Genomic DNA, 17,866 nt, shown 5'->3' with positions numbered 1-17,866 from the left:
GGTTCCCGAACGAGGAGACCCGTGTCGAACCACCCCACCCGTGCACGTGCGCTGTTCCACGCAGCCACGATCACGCTCGCGTCCGTGGCCGCTCTCGGCGTCATCGGCTGCTCTGCGACGGCCGCACACGCCGACTCCGCGCTGCAACCCGCGATGACGACGACCGACCACCCCGTCACCGACGTCCCGGGCATGGTGAACGGCCGAGCGCTGGGCTCGTTCACGGGTCTCGGCGGGCAGACGGTCGACTCCTCGCGGCTGATCCGCTCGGAGTCGCTCGACAAGCTGACGACCGCCGGAGCACAGACCCTCGCGAGCAAGTACCACGTCGACCTCGTCATCGACCTGCGGACGCCGGGACAGATCGCGGCGAAGCCCGACGTGCCGATCCCCGGCGCGAAGGACGTCGCCATCTCGATGTTCGGCGCCGACGGCGACTACAGCGACGACACCGCGATGTACCACGACCTGGTCGACAAGGGGTACGTCAGCGCCACGGACCGTGGCCCGATGATCACCGCGTACGCGCAGGTGCTGCAGATCCTGGCGACGCACACGAGCGGCACGGTCCTGCTGCACTGCTCGCACGGCATGGACCGCACCGGCACCGTGATCGACCTGCTCGACCGGGTGCTCGGCGTCGACAGCGCGGACATCCTGCACGACTACCTGCTGTCGAACACCCAGCTCGGCGTCACCTGGGCGACACCGGCGCTGCTGCAGGGGACGTTCGAGAGCGACGTCGCGACGAAGTACGCCGGGATGGACTCCTACCTGACGAAGACGATCGGGGTGACGAGCAGCGAGATGACCGCGCTGCGCAGCCGGTTCCTGGTGTCGGACGACGCGAGCGCCTCGGCGATCTCCGTCGCCGGCGTGCCCGTCGCCCTCGACGCGGCCTCGACCACGGCAGGTGCCACCGTCACGGCACCGATCGCGACCCTGTCGAGCAGCGACGTACACGTCACGACGACGAACGCCGCCGCCACCTCTGCGGTCTCCGTGCAGGGCGACACGGCCGTCGTCACCGTCACCGCGCAGGACGGCACGACGACCCACCAGTACCGGATCGCACTCCGTCGCCCGGTCGTGACGCTGTCGGGCAGCAGCAGCGTCCCCGCCGGTTCCTCGGTGACGATCAGCAGCAGCGGGCTCACCCCGGGGTCGGTGTACGGGATCGTCCTGCACTCGGACCCCGTCACCGTCGGCCACGTCACGGCAGCGGCGGACGGCTCCGTCACCGCCACGGTCACGGTGCCGGCCGGCCTCGCCGCCGGGACGCACGCACTGTTCCTCGCCGACCCGACCGGTGCCGCGGTCACGGTGCCGGTGTCGTTCACCGTCACGGCGCCGGGTGCCACCACGAGCACGACCGCAGCGACCGTGACGGCAGCAGGGCGGGCCTCCACGGCGAGCGGACCCGCGGTCGCGACCGGCGGCACCGTCGTCACGGCCCCGAGCTCCGCGCCGTGGCTGGCCCTCGGCGGACTCGGTCTGGCGATCCTTGCAGGGCTCGGGACGCTGCGGCTCCGGACGCGCCTGCGCACCGGGCGCTGAGTGTCGACCACGACCACGCGGTGGCGGCGGGGCAGTGTCCTCGCCGCCGTCGCGGCCGTGCTCGCGGCCGGCATGGTCACCGTTGCGGCGATCATGCTGACCGTTCCGGGCGCGCAGCAGCGCGGCGGATCCGGCGGCGTGGACCTGGCGGGGAACACCGTGCAGCTCGACGGCCCGCCACCCGCCCCAGCGGCGTCCGCCGCACCGTCCGGTCACGGACGCTTCGCGGCCCCCTCGGTCGGACTCGACGTGCCCCTCGGTGCGCTGGACGTCGTCGACGGCGTCATCGAACCGCCCGGGTTCACCTCGGCCTACTGGGTGCGGAACCTGGGCGTCGACCCGACCGCACCCGCGAGCGGCACGGTGTTCGTCGCGATGCACTCGCTCCGCGCCGGCGGGCTCGGACCCGGCAACGCGCTGATCGACGTCGCGCATGCCCGTGCTCGCATCGCCGTCGGTGCACCGATCACCGTCGACGGCACGACCTACCGCGTCACGCGCACGGAGACCGTCACCAAGCAGGACATCCGCAGCGATGCCGGCGTGTGGGCGGACGTCCCGGGACGGCTCGTGGTGGTCACGTGCCTGCAGCGTCCCGACGGCCGGCGTTCGGTCGACAACGTGGTGATCGAGGCGACGCGGGGGTGACGCGGGTGGGCGCGGCACGCTGGTGGACCGGTTCGACGTCGAAGGACCCGATGCTCACCGGACGAGCCGCACGGCGGTCTCGATCGGGCCGAAGCTCGAGGTCGCGCCGTCGGCGACGAAGCCGTTCCGCCGGTAGAAGGCATGCGCTCGGGGGTTGTCCTGCGCGACGAAGAGCGACGCCGGACGGTCGCCGAGCACCGCGTCGAGGAGTCCTTGCCCGACGCCCGACCCGTGGGCACGGGCGAGGACGTAGAGCATGGTGAGTTCCTCGGGCCGAACGGCGTCGGGTTCCGGCGTGGGCCGGACCGCGGCGAAGCCGATGATGCCGGTGTGGTCCGCGGCGACCACGGTCTCGTACAGTCGCTGGTCGAGGTTCGTGCGCCACATGGCGATGCGTGGGGCGACCTCGAACCAGGGGTCCGTGTCCGGGTCGTCGACGAACCGGCCGTAGGTCTGCCGCCACGACGTCGCGTGGACCTGCGCGATGCCCTCGACGTCGTCGATCGTGGCGGCCCTGATCGCCCACGCAGGCACCTCGTGATCGCTCATGCCCTGACCGTACCGGCCGATCGCCGAGCGGATGCGAGGATGCCGACGTGACCGTCGACCTCCCTCCCGGGCTGCGCTGCATCGTGTTCGACGTCGGCGAGACCCTGGTCGACGAAACGTCGTCGTGGTCGTCCCTCGCAGTCGCGGCGGGGATCACGCCGTTCACACTCATGGCGTCGCTCGGGGTGCTCATCGACCGCGACCAGGACCACCGTCGGGTGTGGTCGATGCTCGGGGTGGATCGACCGAGGACCGAGCACAGGCTCGCATCGGTCGACCTCTACCCGGATGCCTTGGCCTGCCTCCGTGCGGTCGGAACGGCGGGGCTGAAGGTCGGGATCGCGGGCAACCAGCCGACTCGTGTCGAAGCGGAGCTGCGCGCGGTGGGCTTCGCCCCGGACTTCATCGCGTCGTCAGCGAGGTGGGGCGTCGAGAAGCCCTCGCCCGAGTTCTTCGAACGAGTCGTCGCAGAGTCGGGACTCCGGCCGACTTCGATCCTGTACGTGGGAGATCGCCTCGACAACGACGTCCTTCCCGCGCGACGTGCCGGCATGCGCACCGCACACCTGCGGCGTGGCCCCTGGGGACACGTCCACGCGGCTCGCCCGGAGGCCGAGCTCGCCGACCTCCGGCTCGGATCGCTCACCGAGCTGACGGCGACGCTGACCGACTGAGCACCGGGACGTCAGGCGAGGCGGACGAACGATCGCAGCCCGTGGGGGCGGACGTCGTGCACCTCGACGAGACCGTGCGCCTCGTAGAAGGACCGCTGCTGTGGTTCGTCGTCCGTCATCAGGACGACCTGCCGGATGTCGGTCGCCCGGCGCAGGACCTCGTCCAGCAGAGCTCCGCCGATGCCCTGGCCCTGTGCGGCGGGCGTCACGAGGAGGTCCTGTACGCAGACGATCGTGACGCCGTCGGACACCGTGCGGACGAGCCCGACCAGCGCGCCCGTGTCGTCGCGCGCCGTGAGCACGAGGAACGACCCGTCGACGGCGCGTTGGAGCTGCCCCGGCACGTCGGTGTAGGCGGTCCAGCCGACCGCGTCGTAGAGCACGTGCAGTTCGTCCGGCAGGGGGCGTTCGGCTCGGACGTGGCATCGCATCGTCAGAGTCTGGCAGCGTCCTGCAACTGCGCCGTCGTCTCCTCGACCAGGTGGTCGACCCGTCCGCCCCACCGCTTGCCGAACGCGATGCTGTCGATCCCCAGGCACAGCCAGCATCCCGCAGTGACGACGTTCAGCACCAGTGCGCTGTCGTGGTAGAGCGCGCCGACGAAGGCGAGCAGCAGCCAGAGCCCAGCCAGCACGAGGTAGAGCCGGCCGAAGGCGACACTGCGCCGTTCGAGCCGTCGGAGGAAACGCAACCGGATCGCAGGCGAGACCGACTGCGGCTCCGGCCCGTTCCGCACCCAGCGATGCAGCGCTCGGTCGTTGCGGAACCCCCCGACGCGCCACCACATCGTCAGGATCACGGCGACGATGCCGGCGGCGATGAGTGCGGCGATCGCGACCACGGCGGCGGTCGGCGTCGTCGGGAAGTCGACGTGCACGAGCAACAACCACAGCGCGACGACCACCGCCGGCGCACCGACCGCCTGCACGGTCGCGATGGCCACGTCTCGGTGAGTCCGCATGATCAGAACCTACGCCGCGCCGGAGCGCATGGACGGTCGCGGGGCTCGGTCCCGGGCCGGCCGAGTGAGAGGACACGCAGGTCTCGCCGGTCGGACCAGGGTGCACCTAGTGTTGGCCGGATGGGGAATCAGAACGGATCCGGTCGGCGTCGAGGCGGACTGATCGGCATGGCCGTGGTGGGGGCGTACCTGGTGCTGCGCTTCGGCTACCTGGCGTGGCGCGAACACGAGGACGGCATGTCGACGCCCGCGGTGATCGGGACGCTCGTGCTCTACGCGGTCGGCATCTTCGTGATCGTCGAGATCGTCCTCGGGGTGCAGAACGCCGCGACCCGTCGTCGTGAAGCCGCACTGGCGCAGCAGCACCCCGGCGCGCACCTGGTGCCGATCCTGCTGCAGAAGGACGTTGCGACGGACATCCGCCGCACGGCCGCGATGCTGAACGTGTCGCTGACGGAGACGGTCCCGCGGCGCGGGCACGCCACCGCGGTCGCGGACCACAACGGCATCGGCATCTACGTCGGCGGCAGCACCCCACGACTGGTGCTCGGCATCCCCCGCGCGGCCATCCGTTCCGTGGGCGACGGCGAGACCAGCGCCACCGGCCGGTACCGGTTCGGCAAGGTCGACGCGCTGCGGATCACGGTCGACAACGGGCAGTGGACCACGGTCGACGTGCCCGTCTACCGGACGGTGATCGGCTTCGCGAAGCACCTGCGGGACGAGGAGCTCACTGCGCAGGTCCGTGCGGTCGCGGTCGCGGCCGGTGTCCGCCAGGACGACCTGCAGAACCGGCTGAACTGACCGGCACCCCGGCACCCCGGCACCCCGGCACGACGACCCGTCGGGTCAGACCAGCGGCCGGAACACCCGGATCGCCGGAGCGCCGCCGGCATCGTGCGTCTCGTCGGTCGCCCGCCACGTCCGGCCCTCGTGCTCGATCCTCGTCGGCAGCTCGCCACGCACCAGGATGCGGACCGCCGGCTCGTCCCCGTCCACCAGGTCCACGCCGTGCGCGTCGGGTTCGTTCGGGTTCTCGTCCGGGACTTCCTTCACGAACTCGCTCATGCTCGTGATTCAACTCGCTCGGCCCGTGGACACGCCCGGAACAGCGGGGGGTCCGTCGAACGGGACGAACACGGGTACACTCGACGCAGCACGTTCGGAAGAGCGTGCGATGCGGATGTGGCGCAGTGGTAGCGCATCACCTTGCCAAGGTGAGGGTCGCGAGTTCGAATCTCGTCATCCGCTCGGGAACAACCGGCTCCACCCGGCCCTCACGACAGCCTCGACCTCGGTCGGGGCTTTCGTGGTTCCCGGGCACGTGCATCCAGGGACGGACCCGCCCCCGGCAGCACCGGGGACGCCGGTCAGGTCGGGGAGACCACCCGCACGCCGGGCATCCCGACCCACCGGTGCGGGCCGTTCGTCACCACGGTCACGAGCACCTCGTCGCACCCGTGACACCGCGCGACCGCCCCCATCGCCGTGCGGTACACCCGGGTCTCGCCCAGCGCGCCGACCGAACCGCACCCGCGGCACCGCATCTGCGCACGGGTGGCGTCGGGACCGAGCACCTCGGCCAGCTCCCCAGCCAGCGCGTTGCCGTCGAGGACCGTCATCAGCTTCCTCCGAACCGTTCTGCACGGACGTCACGCGTGTCGTGCCCGAGCTCGCCGAGCCAGCTCAGCACCTGCTCGACGAACGGCGTCGAGCCGCAGACGTAGACCAGCGCGCCGGCCTCGGGCGGCAGCACCGCTCCGGCCAGGGTGTCGCGCGTGAGTCGACCTGCCGGTACGGTCGAGCCCTCGGGAGCGCGACGGCTGTGCACGATGGTCAGGGCGAAGGGCGCCGTTGCGGCTCCGGCGGCGTCGAGTTCGTCGCGGAAGAAGACGTCGTCGGGCGTCCGGACGGCGTAGAGCACCCGGAACGGCTGTGGGTCGTCGACCTCGGCGTGCGCCGTGACCATCGCCAGCAGTGGCACGATGCCCGATCCACCGGCGATGAGCTGCACGGGCCGCGACGACCCGGTGGGACGCCAGACGAACCACCCGCCGAGGGGTCCGTGCACCTCGAGTGTGTCGCCGACCTCGACCGCGTCGACCAGGAACGGCGAGACCTCGCCGTCCTCGACCCGGTCGACGGCCAGCATCACCCGGGTGTCGTCGCCCGAGGACGCGATCGAGTACGAGCGGGTGGCCTGGTAGCCGTCCTCGGCCGTCAGGCGCAGGTCGAGGTGCTGGCCGGCGTCGTTGCCGGGCCAGGTCGGCACGTCGAGCACGATCCGGCGGGCGTTCGGGGTCTCGGTGGCGACAGCGGCCACGGTGGCGTCGTGCCAGGCCGGCCGTCTGCGGGGCGGCGCCGACGAGGAGGAGTCGGCCCGGGCCTCCAGACCGGAGACGCCGGCGACGGACACAACAGCAGGGACGGTCACCAGTACCGCTCCTCTTTCCAGGGGTCGCCGTGCATGTTGTAGCCCGCGTTCTCCCAGAAGCCCGGCTCGTCGTCGGACTGCATGACGATGCCGCGCACCCACTTGGCGCTCTTCCAGAAGTACAGGTGCGGGACGAGCAGGCGCGCGGGGCCACCGTGCTCGGGCTCGAGCGGCGCACCGTCGGCTTCGAACGCGACCCAGGCCCTGCCGTCCAGCAGCTCGTCGAGTGGCACGTTCGTCGTGTAGCCGCCGTAGCTGTGCACCATGCAGTAGTCGAGCGAGGTCTCGACCTGCTCGAAGAACGCGTCGAGCGGGACCCCACGCCAGGGCATGTCGAGCTTGGTCCAGTGCGTGACGCAGTGGATGTCGACCGTGACGTCCTGCACGCCGAGCGCCTGCACCTGGTCCCAGGTCCACTCCGTCAGCCCGGACTCGGTCTGGATCGAGAAGCTCCACTCGGCGGGCTCGATGTCGGGCGTGGCACCGGCGGACAGGACGGGCCAGTCCCGCACGAGTGTCTGACCGGGTGGGATCCGCGCGTCGTCCTGGTCGCGTCGGCGTCCGCCGAAACCGCGTGTGAAGGTCGCCATGGCCGTGCTCCCGATCCGTCGTGTGTGGTTCGATCATGGCCCGATCCGGCCGCGGCCGCGTGTAACGGCTCTGTGAACTCTGCTCGTGGAGGCGTCACAGGATTCGCCAGGGCCGTAGAACCCCTCTATCGTTCACCGGAACGATTACCAGGAGGGGTCACCCCGAATGCAGCACGTCGTCCGTCCACCCGAAGACCACCATCGCGGTCCCAGCCGTCGCACCCTGCTGACCGGAGCCGCCGGGCTCGCCGGTCTCGGCCTGCTCACCCTGACCGGCTGCAGCTCCGGGGCCAGCGCCGGCACGTCCGAGTTGCCCGAACAGGCGGCGACCGGCACCGCCCGCCGCGGTGGCCGGCTGCGCATCGCCCGTCCGGCCGCGTCCGCCGCCGAGACGCTCGACTCCGCCAGCTCGCTGTCCGCGTACGAGTACCTCGGCGCGCTGTACAACCGGCTCGTCAAGCTCGACGAGTCCGGCACGACGGTGCCCGACCTGGCGAAGGAGTGGTCCGCCAACGCCGACGGCACCGTGTGGACGTTCCACCTGCGCCAGGACGTCCGGTTCCACGACGGCTCCCGCTTCGGAGCCGATGACGCGATCGCCAGCATCCAGCACATCCTCGACGAGGCGACCGGTTCACCGCAGGCCGGCGTGCTCGGCGAGGTGATGACGGCGAAGTCCATGCGCGCGGTCGACCGGTACACCCTGCGCTTCGACCTGACGAAGCCGAACGCCGAGTTCCCGTCGTTGCTGACGGCGTACCAGTGCTACATCGTCCCGGCGTCCGCGGTCAGCACGATCGGCCGGACCGGGATCGGCACGGGCCCGTTCCGGCTGTCGTCGTTCACCCCCGCCGGTGCGGGCAGCGTCGAGGCGTTCGACGACCACTTCGCCGGACGTCCCGCGCTCGACGGCATCGACTTCTTCTCGATCCAGGACACCACCGCGCGGGTGAACGCCCTGCTCGCCGGGCAGATCGACCTGATCTCGCAGACCAACCTGGACTTCGCGACCGCACGGGTCGTCGCCGCGTCCGACCGCGCCACCGTCGCGCGCTCGGTGAACGCGCAGTGGTACACGATCCCGATGCTCGCGACCAGCAAGGAGTTCAGCGACGTCCGGGTCCGGCAGGCCATGAAGCTGGCGTACGACCCGAAGTCCATCGTGCAGACCGCGTTGCAGGGCACCGGTTCGCCCGGCTGGGACAACCCGGTGCCGCCGCAGCTCGCCGCCTTCGTCGACGTCCCGCGCGAGCACGACCCGGACAAGGCGAAGCACCTGCTGCAGCAGGCCGGACGGGAGGGCCTGGCCACCTCGATCTACACGTCCAGTTACGAGTCGGTCTTCACCCCGCTCGCGGTCGCGTACCGCGACCAGGTCGCCGAAGCGGGCATCGACCTGACCATCAAGAACGCGTCGTCGGACTCGTACTACACGCAGATCTGGATGCAGAAGCCGCTGATGGTGAGCTACTGGTTCACCGGGCGGCCGATCGACCAGCTGCTCAACCAGATCTTCCGCACCGGCTCGTCCTACAACGAGAGTGCGTGGTCCGACAAGGGCTTCGACACCATGCTCGACCAGGCCCGCGCCGAGATGGACGACGCCAAGCGCCGGACGCTCTACCAGGATGCCCAGCGCCTGGTCGTCGAGAACGGCGCGGACATGACGCCGATGTTCGGGGACCGCCTGGTCGGGCTGTCCCGCGACGTCGTCAACTACGCCGAGTTCGGCTTCGAGTTCGACTACCTGCGGATCGGACTGCGCCGATGAACGTCCTGCTCCCCGTCCTACGCCGCGTGGGGATCGCCCTGCTGACGGTGGTCCTCGCCTCGCTGTTCGTGTTCCTCGCCGTGCAGGCGCTGCCCGGGGACGTCGCCCAGCAGCTGCTCGGGCAGAACGCCACCCCCGACGCCGTCGCCCAGCTGCGGAAGACCCTCGGCCTCGACCAGAACGTGTGGCTCCGCTACGGCCAGTGGCTCGTCGGTGCTGCCCACGGCGACTTCGGCACCTCACTGGTGAGCGGGAACCCCGTCGCGCCGACGCTGTTCACCGCCTTCCGCAACAGCATGCTCATCGCCGTCCCCGCGATGCTGGTCGGTGTCACGCTGTCCCTGACCCTCGGCGTCGTCGCCGGTGTGCGCCGCGGTCGTCCGGCCGACCGGGTCATCTCGATCGTCAGCCTGGTCGTGATGAGCGTGCCGGAGTTCATGGTCGCAACCGTCCTGGTGCTGCTCTTCGCGATCGGCATCCCGCTGTTCCCGGCCGTCGTGCTGCGCGGCAGCGACGCAACCGTCGGTGAGCTCCTGCCGTCGATCTGGTTGCCGATCATCGTGCTGACCCTGGCGATGGCCGCGTACATCGTGCGGACCGCCCGGTCGTCGACGATCGACGTGATGGCGTCCGAGTTCGTCACGACGGCCGAGCTCAAGGGCCTGACGCTCCGCCGCGTGGTCTGGAAGCACGCGGTGCCGAGTGCGCTGCTGCCGACGCTCAACGTCGTCGCGCTCAACGTCGCGTGGCTGCTCGGCGGCGTGGTCGTCGTCGAGAACGTCTTCAACTACCCGGGCATGGGCAAGCTCATGCTCGAGTCCGTGTTCAACCGCGACCTGCCGACCATCGAGGCGATCGCCCTCCTGAGCGCCGTCGTGTACGTCGTCTGCAACCTCGCCGCCGACCTGGTGGCGCTCGCGCTCGACCCCCGACTGCGCACCCGGCAGCGACGCACCCGGGTCCGCCCCGCAGCGCGTCGAGCCCGTGCGCGCGGGGACGCCACCACCCGCGCGGCCCGTCGCGCGGACGAAGGGACGGCAGCATGACCGCCGTCGCCCCCCGCCTGGGACGCATCACCACGCCGCTGCGGTCATCGACGGCGCTGTCCGTCGGCCTCGGCCTGATCGCCCTGCACCTGGTGCTCGCGATCGCCGCGCCGCTCATCGCCGGACACGACCCGGTCGCCACCGACTCGGGCAACGTGCTGGCCGGTCCGGAGTGGTCGCACTGGCTCGGCACCGACCAGTACGGCCGCGACATCCTGTCCCGCACGTTGAACGGCGGTCGGTACGCGCTGCTGGTGACCTTCCTGGCGACCACGATCGCCGTCGCGGTCGGCACGGTGCTCGGTGCGGTCACCGCCTACGCCGACAACTGGTTCGACGAGGTCGTGATGCGGGTCGTCGACGCGCTGCTGAGCGTGCCGTCGATCCTGGCGCTGCTGGTGGTCGTGACGGTCTTCGACGCCGGGCTCTGGGTCATCGTGCTCGCGGTCACGGTCGTGTACGCGCCGGCTGTCACCCGCGTGGTGCGCGGCGCCGCCCGGACCGTCATCACGCAGGACTACGTCACGGCAGCACGGGCCCGGGGTGAGAAGCCGCTGTCGATCGTGTTCCGCGAGATCCTGCCGAACGTGCTCGACGTCGTGCTGGTCGAGTACGCCATGCGCGCCTCGTGGATCGTGCTCCTGGTGGCATCGCTGTCGTTCCTCGGCTTCGGCGCGAACCCACCCACACCCGACTGGGGCCTGATGGTGCAGGAGAACCGCACCGCCTTGACCGTCGTGCCGCTCGGCACGCTGGCGCCGATCGTGGCGCTCGCGACGCTCGTGGTCGGCCTGAACCTCGCCGCGGACGGGCTGAGCAAGTCGCTCGGCGTCGACCGCGCCACCCAGGGAGCGACGAGCGCATGACCGCCACCCACACCGACGCGCACAGCCAGGTCCTGACGGAGACCCCGCCCGTCCAGGTGCAGGACCTCGCGATCTCGTACGCCGCAGGCCGGACCGAGGTCCCCGTCGTCCGCGGTGTCTCGTTCACGATCGCCGCCGGCCGGACCCTCGGCCTGGTCGGCGAGTCCGGCAGCGGCAAGTCCACGGTCGCCCGGACGCTGCTGGCGCACCTGCGCACCGGGTCCCGCATCGTCGCCGGCACGGTCACGGTCGCCGGACAGGACGTCTTCACGCTGTCCCCGTCTGCGACACGACGCCTGCGTGGCGGCACCGCGTCGGTCGTCGCACAGAACGCCGGACAGGCCCTGACGCCGTCGATGCGCGTCGGCGAGCAGATCCGCGAGGCCCTCCGCGCCCACGGCGAACCCGACGGGCCCGAGCGCGTCGCCGAGCTCGTCCGGATGGTCCGGTTGCCGGATCCGGACACGATCGTCCGGCGCTGGCCGCACCAGCTGTCCGGCGGACAGCAGCAGCGCGTCGCGATCGCGATGGCCGTCGCCGCACGTCCGAGCGTGCTGGTGCTCGACGAACCGACCACCGCGCTCGACGTCGTCACGCAGGCGGCCGTGCTCGACCTGGTTGCCGACCTGGGGCGCGAGCTCGGCATGGCCGTCCTGCTGGTCAGCCACGACCTGGGTGTCATCTCGGCGATGGCGGACGAGATCGCCGTGATGCGTCGCGGCGAGGTCGTCGAACACCAGGCGACGGCCGAGCTCTTCGCGGACCCGCAGCACGAGTACACGAAGGCGTTGCTGGCGGCGGTGCCGGACGGCACCCGACCAGGAGGCCCGGACCACCACCGTCACGACGCGACCGTCCCCGAGACGGTCACCGACGCACCCGCCGCAGCCGGTCCTCCCGTCCGGCACGGCCGCCCCGTGGTCGACGCGCGCGACCTGGTCATCCGGTACGGACGCGGCCTGCCGGCCGCGGTCGACGGTGTGTCGTTCACGATCGGTCCGCGGGAGACACTCGCCGTCGTCGGCGAGTCCGGTAGCGGCAAGTCGACGCTCGCGACCGCCCTGGCAGGGCTGGTCCCCGCGGAGTCGGGCACGTTCACCTACGACGACGGCACGACCTCGGGCGACCTGCGCGTCCCGGTCGCCGCACGCCGTCCGGAGCTCCGCCGCGCAGTGCAGCTCGTGTTCCAGAACGCGGACACCTCGCTCAACCCCCGGCGTACGGTCGGTGCTGCCGTCGCACGACCGCTCCGGCTGTTCACCGGCTCGACGTCACGCGCCCGGGTGGACGAACTGCTCACCAAGGTCGGCCTCGGACCGGAGTTCGCCGACCGGCTGCCGGCACAGCTGTCCGGCGGACAGCGACAGCGCGTCGGGATCGCCCGGGCGCTGGCGGCCGGGCCGCGCCTCGTGATCGCGGACGAGATCACCACGGCGCTCGACGTGCAGGTGCAGGCCGGGATCCTGGCGTTGCTCGCCGACCTGCAGCGTGACGACGGACTCAGCTGTCTGTTCATCAGCCACGACCTCGCCGTCGTCCGCGGCGTGGCCGACCGGGTCGCGGTGATGACCGGCGGGCAGATCATCGAGGTCGGCCCGACCGAACGCGTGTTCAGCGGCCCGAACCACCCGTACACGCGGACGCTGCTGGCGGCGACGCTCGAACCCGGGATCACCGAGCTGCCGGACGTCGACGACGGTGTCCAGCACTGGCGGCACGCCGACGGGTGGACCGACCAGGGGAACGGCCACCACGTCAGGAACTGGGAGGACGCATGACCACGACGTTCACCGGGATCGGTGTGCCGGACGGGCTGCCCGACGGCGTGACGGTCCGCGACACGTGGATCCCGATGGCCGACGGCGTCCGGCTGCACACCCGGATCTGGGCCCCGGCGTCGGCATCGCCGGACGCGCCGGTGCCGGTGCTGCTGGAGTACCTGCCGTACCGGCTCGACGACTGGACCGCGCCGCGCGACTCCGAGCGCCACCCCTGGTACGCCGCGCACGGGTACGCGTCGGTGCGCGTGGACATCCGCGGGACGGGCTCGTCCGACGGGGTCTTCGACGACGAGTACAGCGAGCAGGAGCTCCGCGACGGCGAGGCCGTGATCGCCTGGCTCGCCGCGCAGCGGTGGTCGACCGGCGCCGTCGGCATGTTCGGCATCTCGTGGGGCGGGTTCAACGCGCTGCAGCTCGCCGCCCGCGCACCGGACGCCCTCAGGGCGATCGTCACCGTGTGCTCGACGGACGACCGCTACGACAACGACGTGCACTACATGGGCGGCGCGGTGCTCGGCATCGACATGGCCGCCTGGGGCGCGACGATGTTCGCGTTCAACTCCCGGCCGCCCCGACCCGAGGTCGTGGGTCCCGGTTGGGTCGAGCGCTGGCGCGAGCGCCTCGACGCGAACCGGCCGATGACGCCGGTGTGGTTGTCGCACCAGACGCGCGACGACTACTGGCGGCACGGCAGCGCGACCGAGGACATCGGCGACGTGCGTGCGGCGGTGCTCGCCGTCGGCGGGTGGGCCGACCCGTACCGCGACGCGGTGCTCCGACTCGTGCGCGACGTCGACGCGCCCGTGCGCGGCATCATCGGGCCGTGGTCGCACCAGTACCCGGACCGCGGTCTGGCTCCCGGTCCCTCGATCGGGTTCCTGCAGGAGACCCTGCGCTGGTGGGACCGCTGGCTGCGCGGCACCGACACCGGGGTCGAGCAGGACCCGGCACTGCGGGCGTGGATCAACGACCCCGAGCCGCCGGCTTCGTTCTACGCCGAACGCACCGGCCGGTGGGTCGGCGCGACGTCGTGGCCGTCGACCTCGACCGCGCCGCGGGTGCTGTCCCTCGACGCCCTGCGCGGCGGCCGGGACGGCAGCGTCGTCGTCGACTCGCCGCAGGAGACCGGTGCCGACGCCGGACGGTTCTTCCCGTTCGGCAACGCGACCGACCTGCCGCCGGACCAGCGCGCCGAGGACGGACGGTCGGTGTGCTTCGACCTGCCCGTCGACACCGACTTCGACCTGCTCGGGAACGTCGAGGTCGCGCTGGCCGTCACGAGCGACCAGCCCCGCGCGACCGTCACCGTGCGGCTGTGCGACGTCGCGCCCGACGGCAGCTCGACGCTCGTCACGCGCGGTGTGCTGAACGCCGCACGACGACAGGGCATGGACCGTGACGACCCGCTGGCGCCCGGCGTCCTGACCACGCTGCGCGTCCGGCTCGTCGCGACCGGGCACCGCTTCGTCGCGGGCCACCGCCTGCGCATCGCCGTGTCGACCGCGTACTGGCCGTGGGTGTGGCCGCACGGCACCGCCGCCAGCCTGGTGGTCGACCCCGCGGCGAGCACCCTCACACTGCCGGTCTGGACCGGCGGCGCCGACGACGCGATCACGTTCGCCGAACCGGACCGGTCGACCCCGCTCGCGATCACCCGGGTGGCACCCGTCGACCCGCTGCCGCAGCGCACGGTCACCCACGACGTCGAGACGGGGGAGTGGACGCTCGACGTCGACCCCGGGTACGGCGGTGGACGAGTGTACCCGGACGGGCTGGTCTTCGACGAGGACGCCCGCGAGACGTACCGCATCCGGTCGGGCGACCCGACCTCGGCGCTGGCGGACTCCCGGTGGCGGATCGGCCTGACGCACGACGCTTGGGCCGCGCGTCTGGAGACGTCGTCCTCGGTCACCGCGACCGCCGACGCCTTCCACGTCGTGAACACCGTGCGCGCGTTCGCCCGGGACGGCATCGGCGCTGCCGAGCAGCTGGTCGCCGAGCACACCTTCCACGACGACGTGCCGAGGACCTCGGCGTGAGCGACACCGCAGCGGCGGCAGCCGGTCGTCCGGAGACCCCGCGGACCCGCCAGCGGCCCGAGGTCCGGCGCGCGATGATCGTCCGCGCCGCACGATCGGTGATCGTCCGGAACGGTCTCGGTGCGACGGGTCTGCGGGACATCGCGGCCGAGGCCGGCGTGTCCGTCGGCACCGTCACGTACCACTTCGCCAGCGTCGCCGAGATCCTCAACGAGGTCGTCGTGCTCGAGACGGAGCGCTTCTACGGTGCGATCGTCGAAGCCGTCGACGCGGAACCCGATGCCGTCCGGGCACTCGGCATGCTCGTCGAGCCGCTGTTCGACGACAGTGAACAGGTCCGGCAGCACTGGCGGATCTGGTCGGACTACTGGACCGCGGTCGCACGTCGACCCGAGGTCGCCGAGGAGTACGCCGAGCGCATCCGCGTGTGGGAGGCCTGCCTGGTCCGGGTCATCCGCCGCGGGGTCGCCGACGGCACGTTCCACCGCGGGCCCGACGGCATCGACCCGTCGGCGGTCGCGCTCAAGACCGCGGCCTACAGCGACGGCGTGGCGACCCAGATCGCGCAGAACGCGCCGGGCCTGACGAACGCGGTGGCACTGACGTGGATGTGGGAGTTCCTGACCCTCCAACTCGGGCTTGTCCGCACATCAGGAGGGGCCTAGCGTGGACACCATGGCGATGACGGGCGACCAGCCCACCGAACGGGTCATGCTCGCCGGCGCCGTCGAGGACCTGACCGAGATCCACCGCCGACTGGCCGCACTGCCGGAGACCGCCTACGGGCAGGTCTTCGTCGAGGTCGCCCTCGCCGAACAGGTCCGCATCCTGCCCGCCCCGCCGCGCGTCACCGTGTCGTGGCTGATCCGCACCGAGCGCCCGTCGGTCGTCGCGCCGCTGTGCTTCGCCGACCACGGCGAGGCCCTGGCACGCGCCGTGATCGGCTGGGCCACCGAGTGGTGCCGTCCCGACTGCGCGCCGCCCACGAGCGTGTGGATCGGCTGCTCGGACAGCGTCTGGATCGACCAGGCCCGTGCCGCGGTGCAGCTCGAGCTCTCCGACGCCGGCGCACAGGTCCAGGTCGAGTTCGGCGAGTAGCCGAGCCGTTCACGGACCGGACGTCTCCGGTTCACCTCGCTGTACCTCCGTACAGCCATCCTCGGATGGCACCCGAACGGGGGCACATGACGAGGGGAACCGACATGGAACAGCACCACCCGAAGCGGCGCCGGACCGCACTGACGCTGGGCGCCGTGCTCATCGCCGGTGCACTCGCACTGCCCGGCACCGCCGAGGCCGTCGGCCAGCTGGCCCTGAACCAGCACGGTGGCGCTCAGCGTGCCGCGGGCGACCAGACCCAGGCCGTGCGCCAGGCGATCAAGAACGCGAACGCGAAGAACGTCATCCTGCTGATCGGCGACGGGATGGGCGACTCCGAGATCACGGTCGCCCGCAACTACCAGTACGGCGCCGCCGGTCGACTGCCCGGGCTCGACGCGCTGCCGCTGACCGGCTCGTACACGACGTACTCGCTGGTCAAGGACGGCTCCGACAAGGGCAAGCCCGACTACGTCACCGACTCCGCCGCCTCGGGCAGCGCCTGGGCGACGGGCACGAAGACCTACGACGGCGCCATCTCCGTCGACATCGACAACACCCCGCAGAAGACGCTCGTCGAGCTCGCGAAGGCGAACGGCCTGCGCACCGGCAACGTGTCGACGGCGGAGATCCAGGACGCCACCCCGGCCGTCCAGGTCGCCCACGTCGGCGCCCGCAGCTGCTACGGCCCCGACACCGCGTCGTGCGGCACCGACGCGCTGCAGAACGGCGGCCTCGGCTCGATCAGCGAGCAGCTGCTGAACACCCGCCCCGACCTGACCCTGGGCGGCGGCTCGACCAGCTTCACCCAGACCGCCAAGGCCGGGCAGTACCAGGGCAAGACCCTGTTCGACCAGGCATCGGCGCGCGGGTACCAGGTCGTCGGCGACGCAGCCGGTCTGGCCGGCGTCCGCCGTGCGGACCAGCAGCACCCCGTCCTCGGGCTGTTCACGCCGGGCAACTTCCCGACGCGCTACGCACCCACGACCGCCACCGTCGGCGGCGCGGACCAGGCAGCGGTCCGGTGCACCCCGAACCCGGCACGGCTCGACACCGGGCTGTCGCTCGCATCGCTGACGAACAAGTCGATCGGCCTGCTCAACCGCCCGCAGTCGAACGGCAAGGGCTTCTTCCTGCAGGTCGAGGGCGCGAGCATCGACAAGCAGGACCACGCCGCGGATGCCTGCGGCCAGATCGGCGAGACGATCGACTTCGACGAGGCCGTGCAGTCGGCACTCGCCTTCGCCAAGAAGGACGGCAACACCCTGGTCATCGCGACCGCCGACCACGCGCACTCCAGCCAGATCGTCGACAACACGCCGCCGACCTCGCTGTCGACGGCACTCGTCACCGCTGACGGCACCACGATGAAGGTCTCGTACGGCACGGCCGGCGCGGGTTCCTCGCAGCAGCACACGGGCACGCAGGTCCGCATCGCCGCCTTCGGTCCCGGTGCCGCGAACGTCGTCGGGCTGACCGACCAGACCGACACCTTCTTCACGGTGTCCGACTCGTTGCGCCTGAACGACGATCTGGCAGCGCTGAGCCGCGGTGCCCGGATCGACCTGTCCGTCGGCGCACCGCGTCCGAACCAGCGCGTGACCCTGACCGGCAGCCGCTTCAACGGCGACCGGCAGGTGCGCGTGCGGATCGGCTCGACCGACCTGGGAACCGTCGACGTGATCGACGGCACCGCTGCCGTGCAGTGGAGGGCCGTCGCCGGCAACCAGACGGCCACCTTCACCGGGGTGCAGTCCGGCAAGCAGGCGGCGACGCAGGTCCGCGTGCGCTGACACGCGACCACACGCAGACAGGAGGCTCGGCGCCACCAGGCACCCAGCCACCCCGTCGT

The 17,866-nt window shown here is 71.6% G+C and carries 19 protein-coding genes and 1 tRNA gene; 13 read left to right on the top strand and 7 right to left on the bottom strand.

Annotated features, from left to right (window positions below):
- Nucleotides 1-21 precede the first annotated feature (21 nt).
- Nucleotides 22-1,557 carry a tyrosine-protein phosphatase gene (locus MT346_RS12030; RefSeq protein WP_243563315.1) on the top strand — a complete coding sequence of 512 codons (1,536 nt, stop codon included), beginning with the start codon at nt 22-24 and terminating at the stop codon, nt 1,555-1,557.
- Complete coding sequence (locus tag MT346_RS12025) at nt 1,558-2,205, top strand: class F sortase (RefSeq protein ID WP_243563314.1); 648 nt, start codon at nt 1,558-1,560, stop codon at nt 2,203-2,205. It abuts the gene before it with no gap.
- A 54-nt stretch (nt 2,206-2,259) separates the two neighbouring features.
- On the opposite strand, the gene MT346_RS12020 is transcribed toward MT346_RS12025, so the two are convergent.
- Nucleotides 2,260-2,754 carry a GNAT family N-acetyltransferase gene (locus MT346_RS12020; protein WP_243563313.1) on the bottom strand — a complete coding sequence of 165 codons (495 nt, stop codon included), beginning with the start codon at nt 2,752-2,754 and terminating at the stop codon, nt 2,260-2,262.
- 47 nt (nt 2,755-2,801) lie between these two features.
- Between MT346_RS12020 and MT346_RS12015 the strand changes: the two genes are divergently transcribed.
- A complete protein-coding gene (locus MT346_RS12015; protein ID WP_243563312.1) occupies nt 2,802-3,428 on the top strand; it encodes an HAD family hydrolase in 627 nt (208 codons plus the stop codon).
- An 11-nt stretch (nt 3,429-3,439) separates the two neighbouring features.
- On the opposite strand, the gene MT346_RS12010 is transcribed toward MT346_RS12015, so the two are convergent.
- Together MT346_RS12010 and MT346_RS12005 are read right to left on the bottom strand one after the other, a co-directional pair.
- Nucleotides 3,440-3,859: a GNAT family N-acetyltransferase gene (locus tag MT346_RS12010; RefSeq protein WP_243563311.1), complete on the bottom strand. Its 420-nt coding sequence runs from the start codon at nt 3,857-3,859 to the stop codon at nt 3,440-3,442.
- A gap of 2 nt (nt 3,860-3,861) precedes the next feature.
- Entirely contained in the window at nt 3,862-4,389 is a 528-nt protein-coding gene (locus MT346_RS12005; RefSeq protein WP_243563310.1) for a hypothetical protein, read from the bottom strand.
- A 120-nt stretch (nt 4,390-4,509) separates the two neighbouring features.
- Here MT346_RS12005 and MT346_RS12000 point away from each other — a divergent pair, with 120 nt between their 5' ends.
- Nucleotides 4,510-5,193 (top strand): hypothetical protein, encoded by a 684-nt coding sequence (locus MT346_RS12000; RefSeq protein ID WP_243563309.1) that lies wholly within the window; start codon nt 4,510-4,512, stop codon nt 5,191-5,193.
- Nucleotides 5,194-5,238: 45 nt separating this feature from the next.
- Here MT346_RS12000 and MT346_RS11995 read toward each other — a convergent pair whose 3' ends face one another.
- On the bottom strand, nt 5,239-5,457 hold the full coding sequence (locus MT346_RS11995) for a hypothetical protein (RefSeq protein WP_243563308.1): 219 nt from the start codon (nt 5,455-5,457) through the stop codon (nt 5,239-5,241).
- A gap of 111 nt (nt 5,458-5,568) precedes the next feature.
- Between MT346_RS11995 and MT346_RS11990 the strand changes: the two genes are divergently transcribed.
- Nucleotides 5,569-5,640: transfer RNA gene (locus tag MT346_RS11990), tRNA-Gly, on the top strand.
- Nucleotides 5,641-5,759: 119 nt separating this feature from the next.
- Here the strand turns inward: MT346_RS11990 and MT346_RS11985 are convergent.
- The 3 genes from MT346_RS11985 to MT346_RS11975 are packed head-to-tail and all read right to left on the bottom strand — an operon-like array spanning nt 5,760 to nt 7,413.
- The gene (locus tag MT346_RS11985; protein ID WP_243563307.1) at nt 5,760-6,011 is read right to left on the bottom strand and encodes a DUF6510 family protein; all 252 of its coding nucleotides are present in this window, start codon (nt 6,009-6,011) and stop codon (nt 5,760-5,762) included.
- A complete protein-coding gene (locus tag MT346_RS11980; RefSeq protein WP_243563306.1) occupies nt 6,011-6,823 on the bottom strand; it encodes a ferredoxin reductase in 813 nt (270 codons plus the stop codon). The genes MT346_RS11985 and MT346_RS11980 overlap by 1 nt, the downstream gene beginning before the upstream one ends.
- On the bottom strand, nt 6,820-7,413 hold the full coding sequence (locus MT346_RS11975) for a molybdopterin-dependent oxidoreductase (protein WP_243563305.1): 594 nt from the start codon (nt 7,411-7,413) through the stop codon (nt 6,820-6,822). The genes MT346_RS11980 and MT346_RS11975 overlap by 4 nt, the downstream gene beginning before the upstream one ends.
- 166 nt (nt 7,414-7,579) lie before the next feature.
- Between MT346_RS11975 and MT346_RS11970 the strand changes: the two genes are divergently transcribed.
- From MT346_RS11970 to phoA, 8 genes are all read left to right on the top strand, one after another.
- Nucleotides 7,580-9,184, top strand: coding sequence for an ABC transporter substrate-binding protein (locus MT346_RS11970; protein ID WP_243563304.1), 1,605 nt, complete (start codon nt 7,580-7,582; stop codon nt 9,182-9,184).
- Nucleotides 9,181-10,230, top strand: coding sequence for an ABC transporter permease (locus MT346_RS11965; RefSeq protein WP_243563303.1), 1,050 nt, complete (start codon nt 9,181-9,183; stop codon nt 10,228-10,230). The genes MT346_RS11970 and MT346_RS11965 overlap by 4 nt, the downstream gene beginning before the upstream one ends.
- Entirely contained in the window at nt 10,227-11,096 is an 870-nt protein-coding gene (locus MT346_RS11960) for an ABC transporter permease (protein ID WP_243563302.1), read from the top strand. The genes MT346_RS11965 and MT346_RS11960 overlap by 4 nt, the downstream gene beginning before the upstream one ends.
- Complete coding sequence (locus MT346_RS11955) at nt 11,093-12,874, top strand: ABC transporter ATP-binding protein (protein ID WP_243563301.1); 1,782 nt, start codon at nt 11,093-11,095, stop codon at nt 12,872-12,874. The genes MT346_RS11960 and MT346_RS11955 overlap by 4 nt, the downstream gene beginning before the upstream one ends.
- Complete coding sequence (locus MT346_RS11950; protein ID WP_243563300.1) at nt 12,871-14,916, top strand: CocE/NonD family hydrolase; 2,046 nt, start codon at nt 12,871-12,873, stop codon at nt 14,914-14,916. The genes MT346_RS11955 and MT346_RS11950 overlap by 4 nt, the downstream gene beginning before the upstream one ends.
- Complete coding sequence (locus tag MT346_RS11945) at nt 14,913-15,581, top strand: TetR family transcriptional regulator C-terminal domain-containing protein (protein WP_243563299.1); 669 nt, start codon at nt 14,913-14,915, stop codon at nt 15,579-15,581. The genes MT346_RS11950 and MT346_RS11945 overlap by 4 nt, the downstream gene beginning before the upstream one ends.
- A gap of 10 nt (nt 15,582-15,591) precedes the next feature.
- Complete coding sequence (locus tag MT346_RS11940) at nt 15,592-16,014, top strand: SIP domain-containing protein (RefSeq protein ID WP_243563298.1); 423 nt, start codon at nt 15,592-15,594, stop codon at nt 16,012-16,014.
- An 86-nt stretch (nt 16,015-16,100) separates the two neighbouring features.
- Nucleotides 16,101-17,807 (top strand): alkaline phosphatase, encoded by a 1,707-nt coding sequence (phoA, locus tag MT346_RS11935; RefSeq protein ID WP_243563297.1) that lies wholly within the window; start codon nt 16,101-16,103, stop codon nt 17,805-17,807.
- Nucleotides 17,808-17,866 lie beyond the last annotated feature (59 nt).

Source organism: Curtobacterium sp. VKM Ac-2922 (genome assembly GCF_022815645.1).
Taxonomy (GTDB): domain Bacteria; phylum Actinomycetota; class Actinomycetes; order Actinomycetales; family Microbacteriaceae; genus Curtobacterium.
Note: the sequence above shows the minus strand (reverse complement) of the source record. Positions and strands in the feature narration are given on the sequence as shown.

What these genes read in the sequence shown, in the direction of transcription:
- MT346_RS12005 (WP_243563310.1), bottom strand. Translation starts at nt 4,389, where the DNA reads ATGCGGACTCACCGAGACGTGGCCATCGCGACCGTGCAGGCGGTCGGT.
- MT346_RS12020 (WP_243563313.1), bottom strand. Translation starts at nt 2,754, where the DNA reads ATGAGCGATCACGAGGTGCCTGCGTGGGCGATCAGGGCCGCCACGATC.
- MT346_RS11940 (WP_243563298.1), top strand. Translation starts at nt 15,592, where the DNA reads ATGGCGATGACGGGCGACCAGCCCACCGAACGGGTCATGCTCGCCGGC.
- MT346_RS11965 (WP_243563303.1), top strand. Translation starts at nt 9,181, where the DNA reads ATGAACGTCCTGCTCCCCGTCCTACGCCGCGTGGGGATCGCCCTGCTG.
- MT346_RS11975 (WP_243563305.1), bottom strand. Translation starts at nt 7,413, where the DNA reads ATGGCGACCTTCACACGCGGTTTCGGCGGACGCCGACGCGACCAGGAC.
- MT346_RS11970 (WP_243563304.1), top strand. Translation starts at nt 7,580, where the DNA reads ATGCAGCACGTCGTCCGTCCACCCGAAGACCACCATCGCGGTCCCAGC.
- MT346_RS12010 (WP_243563311.1), bottom strand. Translation starts at nt 3,859, where the DNA reads ATGCGATGCCACGTCCGAGCCGAACGCCCCCTGCCGGACGAACTGCAC.
- MT346_RS11995 (WP_243563308.1), bottom strand. Translation starts at nt 5,457, where the DNA reads ATGAGCGAGTTCGTGAAGGAAGTCCCGGACGAGAACCCGAACGAACCC.
- MT346_RS12000 (WP_243563309.1), top strand. Translation starts at nt 4,510, where the DNA reads ATGGGGAATCAGAACGGATCCGGTCGGCGTCGAGGCGGACTGATCGGC.
- MT346_RS11960 (WP_243563302.1), top strand. Translation starts at nt 10,227, where the DNA reads ATGACCGCCGTCGCCCCCCGCCTGGGACGCATCACCACGCCGCTGCGG.
- MT346_RS11985 (WP_243563307.1), bottom strand. Translation starts at nt 6,011, where the DNA reads ATGACGGTCCTCGACGGCAACGCGCTGGCTGGGGAGCTGGCCGAGGTG.
- MT346_RS11955 (WP_243563301.1), top strand. Translation starts at nt 11,093, where the DNA reads ATGACCGCCACCCACACCGACGCGCACAGCCAGGTCCTGACGGAGACC.
- MT346_RS11950 (WP_243563300.1), top strand. Translation starts at nt 12,871, where the DNA reads ATGACCACGACGTTCACCGGGATCGGTGTGCCGGACGGGCTGCCCGAC.
- phoA (WP_243563297.1), top strand. Translation starts at nt 16,101, where the DNA reads ATGACGAGGGGAACCGACATGGAACAGCACCACCCGAAGCGGCGCCGG.